The organism is Nocardioides conyzicola (assembly GCF_039543825.1).
GTDB classification, from domain to species: domain Bacteria; phylum Actinomycetota; class Actinomycetes; order Propionibacteriales; family Nocardioidaceae; genus Nocardioides; species Nocardioides conyzicola.
Genome location: NZ_BAABKM010000001.1, coordinates 452,101 through 469,103, shown reverse-complemented (window position 1 = coordinate 469,103; position 17,003 = coordinate 452,101). Strand labels below are relative to the sequence as shown.

Below are 17,003 nucleotides of genomic sequence, written 5' to 3'. Positions count from 1 at the left end.
CGGGAACGGGACGACTACGACTTCACGCCGCCCTCACCGAGGCCGCTCTGCCAGAAGCGCTGCAGTGCCAGGAACGCGATCATCAGCGGCACGATCGAGAGGAGCGCGCCGACCACGACGTACAGCTGGAGGTTGCCGGCGATCGCCTTCTGGCTGTTCCAGGTCGCGAGCCCGAGGGTGACGGGGTAGAGCTTGGTGTTCTGCAGCATCACGAGCGGCAGCAGGTAGTTGTTCCAGATCGTGACGAACTGGAAGAGGAAGATCGTCACCAGTGCCGGGGCCATCAGCCGCGTCGAGATCGTGAAGAACGCCCGGAACTCGCCGGCGCCGTCCAGGCGTGCCGACTCGAGCAGCTCGTCGGGCACCGACGCCGCGGCGTAGATGCGGGCGAGGTAGACCCCGAACGGCGAGACGATGCTGGGCAGCAGCACCGCCCAGAAGGTGTCGGTCAGGTCGAGCTTGCTGAAGAGCAGGAAGAGCGGCAGCGCGAGCGCCGTCGCGGGCACCAGGACCCCGGCGAGGATGACGTTGAAGACGACCTCGCGGCCGGGGAAGACGTACTTGGCCAGGCCGTAGCCCGCCATCGCGGCGAACAGCGTGCCGATCGTCGCGCCGAGTGTCGCGTACACGATGCTGTTCAGCACCCAGCGGACGTAGATGTGGTCCTGGTAGGTGACGACGTTCTTGATGTTGGTCCACAGCTCGAACTGCCCGTGGAACCACAGACTGGTGTCGGTGAGGCCGCCGCGGGTGGTGCTGGAGGCGACGACCATCCACCACAGCGGCAGCAGGAAGTACGCCGTGCAGGCGAGCATGAAGAGCGTGGCGGCCAGCACGGACACCGGGCGATCGCGCAACCGGGTCCGGTCGATGGTGCTCGTGCTCTTCACTGGAACGCCCTCCGCTGGGTGACCTTGAGGAAGGTGAACGACAGGGCGCAGGTGATCAGGGCGAGGACGACGGAGTACGCCGCGGCCAGGTGGTAGTTGGGGATGCTCGAGGTCGAGTAGACGACCATGTTGGGCGTGTACGTGCTGCTGACGGCGCTCGAGATCGTGCGGAAGATCTGCGGCTCGTTGAAGAGCTGCAGGGTGCCGATGATCGAGAAGACGCCGGTCAGCACCAACGCCGGTGTGACGTGCGGGATCTTGATCGACCACGCGATGCGCAGCTGACCCGCGCCGTCGACAGTCGCCGCCTCGATCACCTCGGACGGGATGGCCTTCAGCGCCGAGTAGATGATCAGCATGTTGTAGCCGGTGTAGACCCAGTTCACGACGCTCGCGATCGAGAACATCACCAGGTCCGGCCCGAGCAGGTCGAAGCGGTCGGCGATCGACGGGATCGGGGTCGTGCCGGGGGAGAAGAGGAAGCCCCACATCAGTGCCGCGATGACGCCCGGGACGGCGTACGGCGCGAAGAGCGCCAGCCGGAAGAACCGGTGCGCCCGCAGGACCGGCGAGTCCAGGAGCAGCGCGAAGACCAAGGCGAGGCCGAGCTGCAGCGGCACCGAGATCAGGAAGAACTGCGCGACGTTGGTGAGGCTGTGCCAGAACTCCGAGTCGCTGAAGACCTCGCCGTACTGGCTGAAGCCTCCCCAGACGTCGTGGGCGACCCCGAAGGTGCCCTGCCGCTCGACCTTGAAGAACGACTGGTAGACGGCGTACCCGATCGGCACCAGGTAGAAGAGCGTGAAGGCGGCGAGGAACGGCGCCAGGAAACCGATCGCCGCCCGCCGGTGTCGTCGGGCTCCGGACGGTGCGGCTGGGGGGACGACCGTCGTCGTCGGGGGCAGTGCCGTCATCGGGTGGAAGTCCTCCAGGTCCTCGAGCAGTGTGCGTGCGGCCGGCCGGGAGAGGTCGACGGCCGGCCGGCCGCACGTCGGTGGGTGCCGCGGGTCAGTCCGCGACGGTGAGCGACTGCGACTTCATCGTCTCGACCGTCTTGTCCTGCGCGGAGGTGAGGGCCTCGTCGAGCGTGCCCTGCCCGTTGACGGCCTTGCCGATGCCGTCGGCGAGGGCGGCGTACGTGTCGGTCATCGTCGGACCCCACTGGAAGCTCGGGTCGACACCGGCTGACGCCTGCGCGAACACCTCCCACACCTTCTGGTCGCCGTAGTACGACAGGCCCTCGGTCAGTGCCGGGAGGTCCTCCTGGCCCTCGGTGGTGGCGGGGTACTGGCCGCCGTTCTTGTTGTTGAGGGTCAGCGCGTCCAGGTTGCTGAACGCCCACGTCGCGAACTTCGAGGCCTCGTAGGGGTACTTCGAGCTCTTGAAGACCACGGCCGTCGAGCCGCCCCAGTTGCCGGCGGCGTTGTCGCCGGCGGTCCACTGCGGCATCGGAGCCACGGCCCACTTGCCGGCCGTCTTGGGTGCCGAGCTCTCGAGCAGCTTCGTGGTCCAGGCGGCCCCGATGATCGACCACTCCTTGCCGGAGTCGAGGGCCTTCCACTGCGGGTCCCCGAGGCCCGGGATGGTGTCGACGAGCTTCTCGTCGATCAGCTTCTGCCAGTAGTCCGCGACCTGCTTCGTCGGGTCGTCGTCGAGGCTGACGGTCCAGGTGTCGTCGTCGACCCCGAACCACTTCGCACCGTTCTGCCACGCGAGTGACGTGAACCACGCGGGCTGGTCGGTCGGGAAGTCGCCGATGGTGGCGCCCTGGGCCTTGATCTTCTGAGCGGCGGCGTAGTACTCGTCCCACGTGGTGGGGACCGCGATGCCGGCTTGGTCGAAGAGGTCCTTGCGGTAGTAGAGCGCCATCGGGCCGATGTCCATCGGGATGCCGTAGACCGCATCCTTCTCGCCGAAGCCGACCTGCGAGATCGCCCAGTCGACGTACTTGCCCTCGGCCTCCTTCACCGGCTCGCAGGCGCCGACGTTCTGGAGACCGTCCTGGAGGCGGAACGACGGCAGGTTGTCGAACTCGATCATGCCGATGTCGGGCGTCTTCCCGGCCTTGATCTGGTTCGAGTACGCCTGGTAGGTGCCCTGGTTGCCGCCGACGACCTCCTTGTAGTCGACCTGGATGTCGGGGTTGTCCTTGTTCCAGAGGTCGACCGTGTCCTGCATGCCCGGGACCCAGGACGTGAACGTCAGGGTCACCTTCTTGCCGGCGGGCTTGCACGAGGAGCCGGCGGCGGAGGAGCCGTCCCCGTCGGAGTCGCTGCTGCCGCACGCGGCGGTGAGCAGCAGTGCCGCCGAGACGAGGGCGGCGAGCGCTCCCGTGCGGCGCCTACGAGCTGTGCGCATCTGGCTGTCCCTTCCCGTCCGGCCACGAGACCGGTCGCGATGTCGAGATTGCGGATTCACGAGGGGTGCAGGCCGAGCCTGTGACAGTTGTGATGGGGCTCACAGGAGGTGGCCGCGGCCGATCTAAGCACACTTGCTGACAGGTAAGTAAGTAGTGGAGACCAAATAGTTATCCGGTCGATCCGATCCGAGCGCTCCGGTCAGCCGAGCTCGTCGACGGAGCGGATGTCGCTGCCCCAGCGCTCCAGGATGGAGTCGATGACCAGCGCCACGGTCGCGGGCATCTCGATCGCGTCCGGCTCGAGCAGCCACTGCACCTGGAGGCCGTCCATCACGGCGATGATCGCGGATGCGGCCCTCGCGACCTCGCCGTCGGCCGGCTGCCGATCGGCGGGTACGCACTCGGCCAGGGCGGCCGCGATCAGGTGGCGGAGGACGGCGAACCGGTCGCGGAACGACGACTGGGCGGGGTGGCCGTCGGTCACCGACTCGGCCGACATGACGACGTAGGACTGCACGAGCCCGATCCGTCCGGTGTTGACGACCGCGGTGTGCACGAGGTGCCGCAGCAGGCCGGGACCACGCGGTGGCTCGTGGTTCTCGAAGCCCTCGACGTCGAGGCGCTCCCGGTAGGCGAGCACCTCGACGAAGAGCTGCTCCTTGGAGCCGAAGTGGTGGAGGATCCCCTGGTGGGTGATCCCCACCCGCTCCGCGATCTCTCCGAGCGAGGCCTTGTGGAACCCGCGCCCGCCGAACACCTCGTGGGCGGCCACCAGGATCTCCTGGCGGCGCTGCTCGGCCGGCACGCGGGGTGCGCGCTGACGCGGAGGTCCGGAGGTCGTCATGCGGCGCAGCCTACTCGGCACTTACCACCCGGTCAGTTGGGGCGAGAAGCGCATCCCAGGCGCACCCGCAGTGCGGGTGCCGGGACCACGTACGCCGGGCCGGGTCGAGCTCGAGGTCCAGGTCGACGGTCGCCGACCAGGTGGACGGCTCGGCGCCGGCCAGGTAGCGCAGCGCATCCCGGACGGCCCAGGTGACGGCCAGCGCCTCGAGCGCGAGGTCGTCGGGAGCCGCCGTCCGTCCGGCGAGCTGCTCGACGACCACACCCCGCCGCGGGTCGCGCTCGGCGAGGTGGGCGTCGACGCACCGCAGGCACGCCGTGGTCCCGGGCTCGACGAACGGCCCCACCCGGTAGCCGCGGGCGTGGGCGCCGACGACCAGGTGCGGGCGCCCGGTCCGGAGGTGGTCGTCGACCAGGTCGCGCGCGGGCTCACCCGAGACGAGCACGACAGCGAGGTCCGCGCGGTCAGCGGTGTCCGGGACGACCCCGGAGGCCCGGAGCAGGCGTTCCGCCTCGGCGGCCGGGCGTGCGTCGCCGGCGATGCTCACCGTCCGAGCGGGCGGCGCCACGGGTTCGGGGCGGAGCAGGTCCGCGCGATGCAGCTCGCGCAGCGCCCGGTGCCCGGCGGCGGTGGCGGGCGACGGGGCGCGCCCGGCCACCAGGTCGTCGAGGACCGCCTGGACGTCGGGCTCGTCGGGGACCACGGCCCGCCACGGCGGGTCCAGGCCGATCTGGAGATGACGGTCGTCGCGGCGTACGACGTGGAGGCCGGTGCGCAGGAGGCTCATGGCGCCCACCTACCCGTTCGGAGACGCCTCCGTCGGTTGTCCACAGGCGAGTTCGCCGGACCTGACGGCCGAGACGACAGACGGCGCCGTCCCGGACCGAGGTCCGGGACGGCGCCGCCGTTGAACGTGGGGCGCTGTGCGCTGGTGCGTCAGGCCTTGCCGAGGATGCGGTTGAGGTTGGTGCCGCAGACGGGGCAGACGCCCTTGGCCATCTTCGTGCCCTTGTCGTTGACGCGAATCTCGCCCTCTGCCTCGCGCTTCTCCTTGCACTTCACGCAGTAGAACTCGCCGCTCCAGGTCTCCGCCATGACGGCCTCCTTGCTTGTATTCATTCACGGTCGTCGCGACGGGGAGGAAGGGGAAGCCCGTCGGAGTCCTGCGAGGTGCCGCTGGACCGTCTCAGACCCTACGACACGCGGGGCTGAGCGTGCCGGAGGCCCACGGCGCGCCGTGGAGGAGCGCGATTTCGCTCACGGCGCCCCCGGCGCCGGATGAGTACCGTGAGCGCATGCCCTCTGACTCCCTGAGCCTCAGCCACCTGCGTCTCGAGCGGCCCCGCGACGGCGTCGCGCTGCTCACCCTCGACAACCCCGACCAGCGCAACGCGATGTCCGACGAGATGACCTCCTCGTGGGTCGCAGCCGTCGACGAGCTGGCCGCGGACCGCTCGGTGCGGGTGGTCGTGGTGACCGGCGAGGGGACCGCGTTCTGCTCGGGCGGCAACACGTCCTGGATCGCGAGCGAGCCGGACGCGTCGGTCGACCACCTGCGCACCCGGATGATCGCGTTCTACCGGGCCTGGCTGTCGATCCGCCGGCTCGAGGTGCCGACGATCGCGGCGGTCAACGGCGCCGCGATCGGCGCCGGGCTCTGCCTCGCGCTCGCCTGCGACCTCCGGTACGCCGCGGCCGGCGCCAAGCTCGGCGTGCCGTTCGTCAAGCTCGGCATGCACCCGGGCATGGCGGCGACGTACCTCCTGCCCAACGTGGTCGGCGAGGCGCACGCCCGCGACCTGCTGCTCACCGGCCGCGTGGTCGACGCCGACGAGGCGCTGCGCCTCGGGCTGGTGTCGCGGGTCGACGAGCGCGCGACGTTCCTCGACGACGTGCTCACGACCGCCGAGGGGATCGCCGCCACCGCGCCGATCGCGAGCAGGCTGACCAAGCTGGCGCTGCGCGACGGGGGCCACGCCGACGTGGAGGCCTGCCTGCAGTGGGAGGCGATGGCCCAGCCGATCACGCTCGCGACCGCCGACCTGCAGGAGGGCATCCGGGCGGCCCGGGAGAAGCGCTCGCCGGTCTTCACCGGCAGCTGACCCGGGGAGGAGAAGAGGCCCCCGAGCCGTCTTCCGGACGCTTGCCTTCCCCTTGCGAGCGTCCGTCGACGACCCGGAGGCCTCGTCTGGTCCCGACGCTAGGAGCCGCACCGTCGCGGGTCAACGTGGCGCCACCCCACCCTGTGGACAACGTTGTGGATAAACCTGTGGATGACCGTCCGCAGCGGTGGACGAGGGGGCGTGTCGGCGGGAGACGCCTGTGGACGACCGGCGAGGGCGGTCCCGTGACGGGTCGCTGACCAGCGACAATGGCTGTCCACGGGGTGTGGACGAAAGAAACCCACCAGCAATTTCCGGAGGTGTCGGCGTGTCGGACGGCGCGGCGTACGACGGCGGCCCGGTCGCAGCGCTGCGCCGGATCGCGTTCCTGCTCGAGCGGGCGCGCGAGGACACCTACAAGGTCAAGGCCTTCCGGGGTGCCGCGGCGACGATCCTGCCGCTGCCGGCCGAGGACGTGGCGCGCGCGGTGGCGGACGGCACCCTCACCGACCTGCCCGGGGTCGGTGCGAGCTCGGCGAAGGTGATCGCCCAGGCCGTCCGGGGCGAGCTGCCCGAGCGGCTCGCGGCCCTGGAGCGCGACCACGGCGGGCCGCTGACCGCCGGGGGAGCCGACCTGCGGGCGGCGCTGCGCGGCGACCTGCACTCGCACTCCGACTGGTCCGACGGCGGGTCGCCGATCGAGGAGATGGCCTTCACCGCGATGGAGCTCGGCCACGACTACCTCGTGCTGACCGACCACTCGCCCCGGCTGACCGTCGCCCACGGGCTGAGCCCCGAGCGGCTGACCCGCCAGCTCGGCGTGGTGGAGGCGGTCAACGCCCACCTGGGCGACGGCTTCACGCTGCTCAAGGGCATCGAGGTCGACATCCTCGACGACGGCTCGCTCGACCAGGACGACGACCTGCTGGCCCGGCTCGACGTCCGGGTCGCCAGCGTGCACTCCAAGCTGAAGATGGACGCCCCCGCGATGACGAAGCGGATGATCGGCGCGGTCCGCAACCCGCGGACCAACGTCCTGGGGCACTGCACGGGCCGGATGGTGATGGGCAACCGGGGGACCCGCCCGAGCTCGCAGTTCGACGCGAAGGCGGTCTTCGAGGCCTGCGTCGAGCACGACGTCGCGGTGGAGATCAACGCCCGCCCGGAGCGGCGCGACCCGCCGACCAAGCTGCTGGAGCTCGCGCGCGACCTCGGCTGCCTCTTCTCGATCGACAGCGACGCGCACGCGCCGGGGCAGCTCGACTTCCAGGTCTACGGCTGCGAGCGCGCCGAGGAGGCCGGGATCGACGCCGAACGGATCGTCAACACGTGGCCGCGGGAGCGGCTGCTGGCCTGGGCGAACGGCTAGTTTCTGTCCATGGACCGGCCCGAGGTGGAGGTACGGCGCTCCAAGCGGCGCCGCCGTACCGTCTCCGCCTACCGCGACGGCGACCGGGTGGTCGTGCTGATCCCCGCCTCCCTGTCCCGCAAGGAGGAGGCGGAGTGGGTCGAGACGATGATCGCGCGCCTCGAGAAGTCGGAGCGCCGCCGCAAGCCCAGCGACGACGACCTGATGAAGCGCGCGAAGGGGCTCAGCGACCGCTACCTGGGCGGCCTCGCGCTGCCGGAGTCCGTGCGCTGGGTCGACAACCAGGAGTCCCGGTGGGGGTCGTGCACCCCGGGCGACCGGTCGATCCGGCTGTCGGTGCGGCTCCAGGGGATGCCATCGTGGGTGGTCGACTACGTGCTGGTCCACGAGCTCGCGCACCTCTTCGAGGCCAACCACGACGCGAAGTTCTGGGCCTGGGTGGACCGCTTCCCGCAGGCCGAGCGCGCCAAGGGCTACCTGGCCGGATGGTCGGCGGCCGCCCGGCTGGACCCGCCGCCGGACGACCACGACGAGGTCGACTAGCTCAGGCGGGTCGCCCTCCGGGGCGCCACGGTGGACCTCGATCCCGGGCTGTCGCGGTGGTAGCAGAGAAACTCCACGGGCGGCTCAGACCATCCGTGCCCGGGCGAGCGCGACCGCCTCGACCAGGTCGGACTCGGGGTCCGGCAGCGCCTCGGCCGGCCACCACCGCACGTCGAGGGACTCGTCGCTGACCGCGTGCACGCCGCCGGCAGGCGCGTGGGCGACGAACCGTACGTCGAGGTGGTGGACGCCCCCCGTCGGGCCGCAGAACGGTACGGCGTGCTCGCTGAGCTGCACCGGCACCGGGTCGAGGACGAGCCCGGCCAGGCCCGACTCCTCGGTCGCCTCGCGCAGCGCGGCGCCGGCCAGGGTCTCGTCCCCGGGCTCGCAGTGCCCGCCGAGCTGGAACCACCGCTGCGCCTTGGCGTGCAGCGTCAGCAGCACCTGGGTGCCGTCGGCGCTGAGCACCACGGTGCTGGCGGTGAGGTGGTCAGGGACGCAGTCGCGGCTCAGGCCGTCGGGGTGGGCGGCCAGGTGCGCGACGTACCTCACCCGCAGCGCCTCCTGCGCCGGGGTGGGCGCGCGCCAGTCGCTCAGCGCGGCGAGCGCGTCGGCGTGCAGGGTCACTCAGGTCTCGTCGGTGCCGAGGAGCTTCTGCAGCTCGGTGTCGAAGTCCTCGTCGGTGAGCTCGGGCGGCGCGGACGCGTCCTCGCGGAAGCCCAGCGGGTCGTCGAGGTCGGCGGGGGTGGGCAGCAGGTCGGGGTGCATCCACACGCCGTCGCGGGCCTCGGTGCCCTGCCGGGTGCGCAGCGAGCCCCACAGCGTCGAGGCGTCGCGCAGCCGGCGCGGGCGCAGCTCCAGACCGACCAGCGTCGCGAAGGTCTGCTCGGCCGGACCACCGGCGGCGCGGCGGCGACGGAACGTCTCCTGCAGCTTGCCGGCGGTCGGCATCCGCTCGGCCGTGGCCTGGCTGACGACCTCGTCGACCCAGCCCTCGACCAGCGCGAGGGCGACCTCGAGCCGCTGCAGCGCCGCCACCTGGGCGGGCGAGCTGTCCAGCTCGAACATGCCGCCGTCCAGCAGCTCCTGCATGGCCTCGGCGTTGGTGGGGTCGATCCCGCGCATCTGCTCCTCGATGCGGGCCTGCATGCCCTCGGCGTTGATCTCGATGCCGCGGGCGTAGTCGGTCACCGCGCCGATGAGGTAGTCGCGCAGCCACGGCACCCCGGCGAACAGCCGCTGGTGGGCAGCCTCGCGGAGCGCGACGTACAGCAGCACGTCGTCGGCGCTGACGTCGAGGTCGGCGGCGAACGCGTCGAGGTTGGCGGTCACGATGGCGCCCTTGCCGGGAGCCGAGAGCGGCAGCCCGATGTCGGAGACGCTGAGCACCTCGGACGCGAGCGTGCCGAGTCCGGAGCCGATCTGGCCGGCGAGCATGCCGCCGACGGCCTGGCCGAGGATGCCGAGCAGCGGGCCCGACATCTCCTTCGCCTCGCCGGGCAGGGCGCTGCCGAGCGCCTGCACCGACGACTCGGCGATCGGTTCGACCAGCACCTTCCAGACGTCGGTCGTGCCGACGACCCACTCCGCACGGCTCCACGCGGCCGGCGTCGTGACGCCGGACGGGAACGCGGTGGTCTCGTCGAGCCAGTGGTCGGCCAGGCGCATCGCGTCGGCGACGGCGTCGCGCTGGCGCTGGCTCGGCGTCGGGTCGGGCTGCTGGGCCACGGTCTTGCGGGCCAGGTCCAGGGCGAAGTCCCAGTTGACGGGACCGTCGTGCGGCTGCAAGAGGTTCTGGAGCTGGCCGAAGAGCTGGTTGAGGTCGGGCATCCCGCCGGCGCCGGCGGCCCCTCCGAAGAGCTGCTCGAACGGCGTGCCCTTGAAGGGGTTCTGGCCGTCGTCGGGCGTCTCGCCCGGCTTGTCGTTCATGCCCTCCACCGTACGCGGGTGCTGGTCGCCTGCCCTAGGGTCTGGGAGGTGAGCTCCGCCGTACGCCTCGTCGACCTGCGCGAGGCACCTCTCGACGTCACCGAGGTCGTCGACGCCCTCGAGGACGACGCCTCGGGTGGCCTGACCCTCTTCGTCGGCCGGGTCCGTGACCACGACCACGGCAAGGGCGTCCTGGGCCTCGACTACTCCGCGCACCCGAGCGCGCTCGACAAGCTGCGCGAGGTGTGCGAGCGCATCGCGAGCGAGTACGACGTGCAGGGGCTGGCCGCCGTGCACCGGGTCGGCAGCCTGGACATCGGCGACATCGCAGTTGTCGTCGCGACGACCTCCGCGCACCGCGGTGACGCCTTCGCCGCGTCCCGCGCGCTGATCGACACGCTCAAGGCCGAGGTGCCGATCTGGAAGCACCAGCGGTTCGGCGACGGCACCGAGGAGTGGGTCGGCACCCCGTGACCGCGAGCCTCCCTGCTCCGGAGCCCCGCAGTGCCTAGCCTCGACCCGTGGAGATCCTGCTCTGGCTGGTGCCGTCGGTCGTCGTCGCCGTGCTCGCCATGGCCTGGGTCGCCTGGGTGGGGCGCGAGGGACGCGGCGAGGTCGACCGCGACGTCGCCGTACGCCGCCTCGCGGACGCGCTCGAGCGCGATCCGCAGCGCCGACGCAAGCCCGCGCCCGGTTACGCGGCGCCGCCGCCCGAGGACGACCGCAGCACCGGGATCGCCGTCCGTCCGTCACGCCGGGCGTCCTGACCGCGCAGGTGCCGCGCACGCTCGTTGGACGGGTCTGAGAGGCTTGGCGCCATGACGCAGCGGACCCTTGCCGGCCTCCTGGCCGTGCCGCTGCTCCTGGCGTTGTGGGTGGCCGCTGCCTTCGAGTCGCTCCCGTACGTCACCTACAGCCCCGGGCTGACCGTCAACGTGCTCGGCGACAACGACGAGGGCAAGCCGATCATCGAGGTCAAGGGCAAGCCGACGTACGCCGACGACGGGCAGCTGCGGATGACCACCGTCTTCGTGTCCCAGCGCGACGCGCACAACGGTCTCTTCGAGGTGATGCGGGACTGGGTGAGCCCGTCGCGCGCGGTCTACCCGAAGGCCGCGATCTACCCCGAGGGCGGCTCGGTCGAGAAGGACCGGCAGGAGGGGCAGGCCGAGATGACGTCGTCCCAGGACGCCGCCACCGCCGCCGCGCTGACCCAGCTCGGGTACGACGTGACCGAGGCCGTCGTCGCGGGCGTCGAGAAGGGCTCGCCGGCCGACGGCACCCTCAAGACCGGCGACGTGATCGTCGGGGTCAACGACACCAAGGTCGCCGACTCCGACGAGCTGGTGGCCGCAGTGACCGCTGCCCCCGCCGGCCAGCCGGTCGCCCTCGACGTACGCCGCAAGGGCAAGCCGCTCGCCCTGAGCGTGACGCCCCGCCAGGTCGACGGCCGTCCGCAGGTCGGCATCCAGGTCGCCACCAAGACCACCGACTTCCCGGTCGACGTCACCATCGGCATCGACCCCGCGATCGGCGGACCGAGCGCCGGCCTGATGTTCAGCCTCGGCATCTACGACACCCTGACCAAGGGCTCGCTGACCGACGGCAAGACGATCGCCGGCACCGGCACCATCGACGCCGCGGGCAACGTCGGCCCCATCGGCGGCATCCAGCAGAAGATCGTCGGCGCCCGCAACGCCGGCGCCGAGCTGTTCATGGTGCCGCCCGACAACTGCGACGAGGCCGTCGGCGCCCGCAACGGCGACATGCGCCTCGTCAAGGCGCCGAGCACCGAGAGCGCGATCGACTCGATCAAGAAGTGGGTCGCCGACCCCGACGCCGAGCTGCCGAGCTGTGGGGGCGGATCGTGAACGACGACGAAGACTACGACTCCGCGCTGCCGGGCTTCGACGACGTCGACCCGGCGCTCGCGGAGGCGGTCCTGGAGATCGAGACCCACATCGCCGGCGACGGCTGGGACCAGCCGTCACGGCTCTACGCCCTCGTCGACACGGCGGCGCTCGTCGCCAAGGAGCCGGCCCTCGCGGCCGCGATGGGGCTCGACGCCGACTCCGCCGCCGGCTCGCTGACCCCGGTCGAGCAGGAGCTGGTGGCGCCCGGTCAGACGCTCGAGGAGCTGCTGGGCTCGATCATCTGGCCGGCCGGTGTCGCCGGGTGCGCGGCCGTGGTCGAGCGGCTGGTGCTGCCGCCGGACGCCGACGAGCAGATCCCCGAGGACCCGGCGTCGGCGGAGGAGTTCGCCCGCGAGCACCCGGACCGCCAGGAGGTACGGATCGTCGCCGGGGTCACCCGCGCCGGCGCGACGTACTGCGCACTGAGGCTGAAGGCGCACGACGACGACCAGTCCGTGGTCGGGGGCGCCGACCTGGTGCCCGGGCTGCTGGAACTGTTGAGCGCGACGCTCGAAGACGAGCTGGAGTAGAGAGAGACCTGGAATGAGTGAGATCTTCGACGAGGAGTCCCAGGGGACTCCGCCGCCGCAACGTGGTTCGCGACGCTCGCGCGCGCTGATCATCACCGCGGTGGTGCTCGTGCTCGCGTTCCTCGGGCTGTCCAGCTTCGCGTCCCTCTACACGGACCGGCTCTGGTACAAGTACGGCGGCTACTCTGAGGTCTTCAGCACCCTCTTCTGGACCAAGGCCGGGCTGTTCCTGGTCTTCGGCGCCGTGATGGGCCTGGTCGTCGGCGTGAACATCTACCTCGCCTACCGCTTCCGGCCGTTCTTCCGGCCCAACTCGCCCGAGCAGTCCGGTCTCGACCGCTACCGCGACGCGGTCACCCCGATCCGCACCTGGCTGCTGATCGGCATCCCGGTCGTCCTGGGCGCGTTCGCCGGCAGCTCCGCGATCGGGGAGTGGCGCGACTACCTCCTGTGGCGGCACGGTGTGCCGTTCAACCAGGAGGACGCCTGGTTCCACAAGGACATCGGCTTCTACGTCTTCAGCCTGCCGTGGCTGCACTACCTCGTCGACTTCGCGATGGCCGTGCTGGTCGTCTCGCTGATCGCGGCCGTCGTCGTGCACTACCTGTACGGCGGGATCCGGCTCCAGGTCTCGCGGGACCGGCTCTCCGGCGCGGCGCAGGCGCAGATCTCGGTGCTGCTCGGCCTCTTCGTCCTGGCCAAGGCCGCCGACTACTGGCTCGACCGCTTCGACCTGGTGACCCGCTCCGGCGGCGTCGTCACCGGCATGAACTACACCGGGCACAACGCGATCCTGCCGGCCAAGAACATCCTGCTCGGGATCGCCGTCATCTGCGCGGTCCTCTTCTTCGTCAACGTCTGGCGGCGCACGTGGCTGCTGCCGTCGGTCGGCCTCGCGCTGCTCGCGGTGTCCGCGATCCTGCTCGGCCTGATCTGGCCCGGCATCGTGCAGCAGTTCCAGGTGAAGCCGTCGGAGGCCGACAAGGAGGCGCCGTACATCGACGCCAACATCAAGGCCACGCGGGCGGCGTACGACATCGGGGCCGACGTCGAGATCACGAAGTACGCCAAGAAGGCGAGCTCGACCGACGCGACGGCCGCTGCCCTCTCGACGCTGATGTCCCAGACCAGCTCGGTGCCGCTCGTCGACCCGCAGCTGGTGCGGCAGACGTTCGAGCAGCAGCAGCAGGCGCGGGCCTACTACTCGGTCGCCGACGTCCTCGACGTGGACCGCTACGACGTTCAGGGCGTCGACCGGGCGCTGGTGCTCGGCGTGCGTGAGCTCGACCAGAGCAAGATCAACACCAGCGACCGGAACTGGTCCAACCTGCACACCGTCTACACGCACGGCAACGGCATCATCGCGGCCTACGCCAACCAGCGACCGGCGGCCAACAAGCCGGAGGCCACCGACATCCAGTGGGCACAGGGCATCCGCACCTCCGACGAGCAGACCCTCGAGGAGTCGACGGGCGACTTCCAGACCCAGGTCTACTTCGGTGAGCAGAGCCCCGACTACTCGATCGTCGGCAAGGCCAAGAAGTCGGACCCCTCCGTCGAGCTCGACCTGTCCGCCAACAACACGGACGGCTCGGCCGACGACAGCGAGAGCGCCGACGCGGCCAACGCGACCGACGCGACCACGACGTACGCCGGCAAGGGCGGTGTGCCCGTCGGGAGCACCTTCAACAAGCTGATGTACGCCGTGAAGTTCGGCGAGCCCAACTTCCTGCTCTCGGGCCGGGTCAACTCCAACAGCGAGGTCCTCTACAACCGCAACCCGCGCGACCGTGTCGAGAAGTTCGCGCCGTGGCTGACCATCGACGACGACGCCTACCCGGCGATCATCGACGGGAGGATCCAGTGGATCCTCGACGGCTACACGACCACGGACCGCTTCCCCAACGCCCAGCGTGAGTCCTTCAAGACGATGACCGACGACTCGCTGCAGGGCCAGTCCGGGCTGCGCACGCTGCCGACCGACGAGGTCAACTACATGCGCAACGCGGTGAAGGCGACCGTGGACGCCTACGACGGCACCGTGACCCTGTACGAGTGGGACACCCAGGACCCCATCCTCAAGGCGTGGGAGAGCGCGTTCCCCGGCACCGTCCAGCCGAAGTCGGACATCCCGGAGGCGCTGCTCAGCCACCTGCGCTACCCCGAGGACCTCTTCAAGGTGCAGCGCTACCAGTACGCCCGCTACCACGTCACCGACCCGGGCGACTTCTACCAGGGCAACGACCGCTGGGAGGTGGCGGAGGACCCGAACTCGAGCGGCAACTTCCTGCAGCCGCCGTACCGCCTCTTCGTCAACCAGGAGGGCGCCGACGCCGCGGACGCGGGGGTCTGGTCGCTGACCTCGGACTTCGTGCCGTACGGCAAGAGCAACCTGGCCGCGTTCGTGTCCGTCGACTCGGACGCCACCGATCCCGAGAACTACGGGAAGATGCGGGTCCTGGAGATCCAGAACGCGCAGACCAACGGCCCGTCCCTGATCGCCAGCGAGTTCTCCGGTGACCAGGACGTGCGGCAGAAGCTGTTGTCCTTCCAGACGGGCGGCAACCCGATCCAGTACGGCAACCTGCTCACCATCCCGGTCAACGACGGCCTGATCTACGTCGAACCCGTGTACGCCGAGCGGGCCGGCTCGTCCGGCGGCTACCCGATCCTCCAGTACGTGCTGGTCTCCTACGGCGACCAGGTGGGGATCGGCGCGACCCTGGGGGAGGCCCTCGGCGACGCCCTCGGCGTCACCGACACCGGCGGCGACACTCCCGCCACGCCCGGCACCGGGGGTGGCGACGACGGCCCGAAGGGCACCGTCTCCGAGCAGATCACCAAGCTGCTCACCGATGCGCAGGACAAGTTCACGGCCGCGGACGCTGCCCAGCGCGACGGCGACACGGTCAAGTGGGTGCGGCTCACCGACGAGGGCAAGGCCCTCGTGACCAAGGCTGTCCGGCTTGCCGAGCAGCTGCCGAAGGGCGAGAAGTCGAGCAGCGGCGCGTCGCCCTCTGCCACACCGTCGGAGTCGGCGAGCCCGTCCTCCTGACCCCGATTTGGCTCGCCCCACGCCGGTCTGTAAGGTTGGTTTCACCGGCGCGGGGTGGAGCAGCTCGGTAGCTCGCTGGGCTCATAACCCAGAGGTCGCAGGTTCAAATCCTGCCCCCGCTACAAAGTTCAGGCCCGGAGATCACCGATCTCCGGGCCTGAAAGCATCTGGATGTGATCTGTCGGCCAGAAGCCAGCCTTGGCTCCTGTGTCGGCGGGTACCTCCCCCTCTCCCGAGCGGGGGAGGCTTCGTGCGCTCCTCAGCGCCGCAGAATCGTGGCGCTGCGTGCCCCAACCTTCACCGACGAGACGGCTGTGCCGGCGTGCGTGCGGTACCCCGCCCTGAGAGTGGTACGGCGCGCTGTGCCGCTCGGGTTCACCAGGACCAGGCCGCGGGAGTACCTGCGGACGTAGACGCCGGCTCGGGTTCGTCTCGTCGGGCCGGCTGGGGTGCCGATGCGGGACACGGACCGTGGTTGCCAGTGGTCGGCGGTTGCTTCGGCGGGGACGAAGATGCTGGCGCCGGTTCTGCCGTTCCAGGACAGGAGCCAGGTGGCGCGGTGGTAGATCTGGGCGGCGCGGTCGCTGCGGTTGCTGTAGGTGATGGCGAGCAGGGGTTTGTTGCGGCGTGCGCACCAGCGGGCCATGGCGTACTTCCACCGCCAGTCAGCTCCTTGGAACCGGGACTGGGTGGTGAGTCCCCACTTGGTGAAGTACTCGTTCTCCCATCCGCTGACGTACCGCGTCCAGGACGTCAGGGTCGTGCGCCAGGTGTTCCACTCGACGGTGACGTTGGGGACGACCTGGTATCCGGCGTTCTTGATGCGTGGGCCGACGTGGGACAGGAATGACCCGGTGGCACGGCGCATCGCCTCGTCAGTGGGTATCTGGGTGGAGGTCCGGCTTCCGACCGTCGAGTGGCTGAGGTACGTCAGCGTGTCGTCGACCATGACACCGTCCCAGTCGTGGGCGCGGAGCTCGGCCAGGACGTTGGCCGCCCATGCGACCTGGTAGCCGCGGTCGGCGACGTTCATCGGGTACAGGCCAGCCCAGTCGGACCATTCGAGTCGTCGCCCGGACGGGTCGGTGAGGAACCAGTCGGGGTGACGGATGGCGGCTTCGCCGTAGCTGACGCCCGTGGAGTACAGGCCGGTCTCGTGGGCGGTGGCGACCGAAGCGGCGCCGTCCTTGTACATCAGCACCCGCAGCGACGGGTTCGCTGCCTTGAGCGCAGGGATGCGCGGGTACTCCCAGGCCTGGACGACGACGTAGTCGCCGGCTCCGGCTCGAGGGGTGTGGTCGAGGTTGCCCCAGTCGAGCGCGAGGACGCCGACCCCGGTCGGCTGTCTGGGCTGCCCGGTCCGGTGGATGGAAGGCTCGGTCGGGTCGGCGTGTGCGGTCGGAGCGGGCCCGCCGGTGAGCGCTGCGACGGCCAGCGCACTCATGAGGGTGGAGAGGGTTCTGCGCATG

At 70.6% G+C, this 17,003-nt stretch carries 17 protein-coding genes and 1 tRNA gene; 9 read left to right on the top strand and 9 right to left on the bottom strand.

Annotation, left to right across the window (positions count from 1 at the left end; genetic code table 11):
* Nucleotides 1-14: 14 nt before the first annotated feature.
* The 6 genes from ABEA34_RS02310 to ABEA34_RS02285 form a co-directional block, all read right to left on the bottom strand.
* The gene (locus tag ABEA34_RS02310) at nucleotides 15-890 is read right to left on the bottom strand and encodes a carbohydrate ABC transporter permease (RefSeq protein ID WP_345518823.1); all 876 of its coding nucleotides are present in this window, start codon (nucleotides 888-890) and stop codon (nucleotides 15-17) included.
* On the bottom strand, nucleotides 887-1,804 hold the full coding sequence (locus tag ABEA34_RS02305; protein WP_345518821.1) for a carbohydrate ABC transporter permease: 918 nt from the start codon (nucleotides 1,802-1,804) through the stop codon (nucleotides 887-889). Before ABEA34_RS02305 ends, ABEA34_RS02310 begins: the two co-directional genes overlap by 4 nt.
* Nucleotides 1,805-1,898: 94 nt before the next feature.
* On the bottom strand, nucleotides 1,899-3,248 hold the full coding sequence (locus ABEA34_RS02300; protein ID WP_345518819.1) for an ABC transporter substrate-binding protein: 1,350 nt from the start codon (nucleotides 3,246-3,248) through the stop codon (nucleotides 1,899-1,901).
* 200 nt (nucleotides 3,249-3,448) lie between these two features.
* Nucleotides 3,449-4,093 carry a TetR/AcrR family transcriptional regulator gene (locus ABEA34_RS02295; protein WP_345518817.1) on the bottom strand — a complete coding sequence of 215 codons (645 nt, stop codon included), beginning with the start codon at nucleotides 4,091-4,093 and terminating at the stop codon, nucleotides 3,449-3,451.
* Nucleotides 4,094-4,103: 10 nt separating this feature from the next.
* Nucleotides 4,104-4,880 (bottom strand): hypothetical protein, encoded by a 777-nt coding sequence (locus tag ABEA34_RS02290; RefSeq protein ID WP_345518815.1) that lies wholly within the window; start codon nucleotides 4,878-4,880, stop codon nucleotides 4,104-4,106.
* Between the two features lie 149 nt (nucleotides 4,881-5,029).
* A complete protein-coding gene (locus tag ABEA34_RS02285; RefSeq protein ID WP_165356914.1) occupies nucleotides 5,030-5,188 on the bottom strand; it encodes a DUF5679 domain-containing protein in 159 nt (52 codons plus the stop codon).
* Between the two features lie 200 nt (nucleotides 5,189-5,388).
* Between ABEA34_RS02285 and ABEA34_RS02280 the strand changes: the two genes are divergently transcribed.
* From ABEA34_RS02280 to ABEA34_RS02270, 3 genes are all read left to right on the top strand, one after another.
* Nucleotides 5,389-6,195, top strand: coding sequence for an enoyl-CoA hydratase/isomerase family protein (locus ABEA34_RS02280; protein WP_345518809.1), 807 nt, complete (start codon nucleotides 5,389-5,391; stop codon nucleotides 6,193-6,195).
* Between the two features lie 328 nt (nucleotides 6,196-6,523).
* The gene (locus ABEA34_RS02275) at nucleotides 6,524-7,564 is read left to right on the top strand and encodes a PHP domain-containing protein (RefSeq protein WP_345518807.1); all 1,041 of its coding nucleotides are present in this window, start codon (nucleotides 6,524-6,526) and stop codon (nucleotides 7,562-7,564) included.
* Between the two features lie 9 nt (nucleotides 7,565-7,573).
* The gene (locus ABEA34_RS02270) at nucleotides 7,574-8,107 is read left to right on the top strand and encodes a M48 metallopeptidase family protein (protein WP_345518805.1); all 534 of its coding nucleotides are present in this window, start codon (nucleotides 7,574-7,576) and stop codon (nucleotides 8,105-8,107) included.
* A gap of 84 nt (nucleotides 8,108-8,191) precedes the next feature.
* Here the strand turns inward: ABEA34_RS02270 and ABEA34_RS02265 are convergent, their stop codons facing one another.
* Both ABEA34_RS02265 and ABEA34_RS02260 read right to left on the bottom strand, forming a co-directional pair.
* Nucleotides 8,192-8,734 carry an NUDIX hydrolase gene (locus ABEA34_RS02265; protein WP_345518803.1) on the bottom strand — a complete coding sequence of 181 codons (543 nt, stop codon included), beginning with the start codon at nucleotides 8,732-8,734 and terminating at the stop codon, nucleotides 8,192-8,194.
* Nucleotides 8,735-10,036, bottom strand: coding sequence for a zinc-dependent metalloprotease (locus ABEA34_RS02260; RefSeq protein WP_345518801.1), 1,302 nt, complete (start codon nucleotides 10,034-10,036; stop codon nucleotides 8,735-8,737).
* A gap of 48 nt (nucleotides 10,037-10,084) precedes the next feature.
* Between ABEA34_RS02260 and ABEA34_RS02255 the strand changes: the two genes are divergently transcribed.
* From ABEA34_RS02255 to ABEA34_RS02230, 6 genes are all read left to right on the top strand, one after another.
* A complete protein-coding gene (locus tag ABEA34_RS02255; protein WP_345518799.1) occupies nucleotides 10,085-10,510 on the top strand; it encodes a molybdenum cofactor biosynthesis protein MoaE in 426 nt (141 codons plus the stop codon).
* Between the two features lie 47 nt (nucleotides 10,511-10,557).
* Nucleotides 10,558-10,803, top strand: a complete 246-nt coding sequence (locus ABEA34_RS02250) for a hypothetical protein (protein ID WP_345518797.1) — start codon at nucleotides 10,558-10,560, stop codon at nucleotides 10,801-10,803.
* Between the two features lie 51 nt (nucleotides 10,804-10,854).
* Nucleotides 10,855-11,907 carry a YlbL family protein gene (locus ABEA34_RS02245; protein WP_345518795.1) on the top strand — a complete coding sequence of 351 codons (1,053 nt, stop codon included), beginning with the start codon at nucleotides 10,855-10,857 and terminating at the stop codon, nucleotides 11,905-11,907.
* A complete protein-coding gene (locus tag ABEA34_RS02240; RefSeq protein WP_345518793.1) occupies nucleotides 11,904-12,479 on the top strand; it encodes a PPA1309 family protein in 576 nt (191 codons plus the stop codon). The genes ABEA34_RS02245 and ABEA34_RS02240 overlap by 4 nt, the downstream gene beginning before the upstream one ends.
* A 13-nt stretch (nucleotides 12,480-12,492) precedes the next feature.
* Entirely contained in the window at nucleotides 12,493-15,534 is a 3,042-nt protein-coding gene (locus tag ABEA34_RS02235; protein WP_345518791.1) for a UPF0182 family membrane protein, read from the top strand.
* Between the two features lie 48 nt (nucleotides 15,535-15,582).
* A tRNA-Met gene (locus tag ABEA34_RS02230) sits at nucleotides 15,583-15,656 on the top strand.
* Between the two features lie 137 nt (nucleotides 15,657-15,793).
* Here ABEA34_RS02230 and ABEA34_RS02225 read toward each other — a convergent pair.
* Nucleotides 15,794-17,002: a putative glycoside hydrolase gene (locus ABEA34_RS02225; protein ID WP_345518789.1), complete on the bottom strand. Its 1,209-nt coding sequence runs from the start codon at nucleotides 17,000-17,002 to the stop codon at nucleotides 15,794-15,796.
* Between the last annotated feature and the right edge of the window lies 1 nt (nucleotide 17,003).

Coding starts and splice junctions, on each gene's coding strand:
- ABEA34_RS02225 (WP_345518789.1), bottom strand. CDS start 17,002: ATGCGCAGAACCCTCTCCACCCTCATGAGTGCGCTGGCCGTCGCAGCG.
- ABEA34_RS02290 (WP_345518815.1), bottom strand. CDS start 4,880: ATGAGCCTCCTGCGCACCGGCCTCCACGTCGTACGCCGCGACGACCGT.
- ABEA34_RS02235 (WP_345518791.1), top strand. CDS start 12,493: ATGAGTGAGATCTTCGACGAGGAGTCCCAGGGGACTCCGCCGCCGCAA.
- ABEA34_RS02260 (WP_345518801.1), bottom strand. CDS start 10,036: ATGAACGACAAGCCGGGCGAGACGCCCGACGACGGCCAGAACCCCTTC.
- ABEA34_RS02285 (WP_165356914.1), bottom strand. CDS start 5,188: ATGGCGGAGACCTGGAGCGGCGAGTTCTACTGCGTGAAGTGCAAGGAG.
- ABEA34_RS02280 (WP_345518809.1), top strand. CDS start 5,389: ATGCCCTCTGACTCCCTGAGCCTCAGCCACCTGCGTCTCGAGCGGCCC.
- ABEA34_RS02245 (WP_345518795.1), top strand. CDS start 10,855: ATGACGCAGCGGACCCTTGCCGGCCTCCTGGCCGTGCCGCTGCTCCTG.
- ABEA34_RS02300 (WP_345518819.1), bottom strand. CDS start 3,248: ATGCGCACAGCTCGTAGGCGCCGCACGGGAGCGCTCGCCGCCCTCGTC.
- ABEA34_RS02270 (WP_345518805.1), top strand. CDS start 7,574: ATGGACCGGCCCGAGGTGGAGGTACGGCGCTCCAAGCGGCGCCGCCGT.
- ABEA34_RS02295 (WP_345518817.1), bottom strand. CDS start 4,093: ATGACGACCTCCGGACCTCCGCGTCAGCGCGCACCCCGCGTGCCGGCC.
- ABEA34_RS02305 (WP_345518821.1), bottom strand. CDS start 1,804: ATGACGGCACTGCCCCCGACGACGACGGTCGTCCCCCCAGCCGCACCG.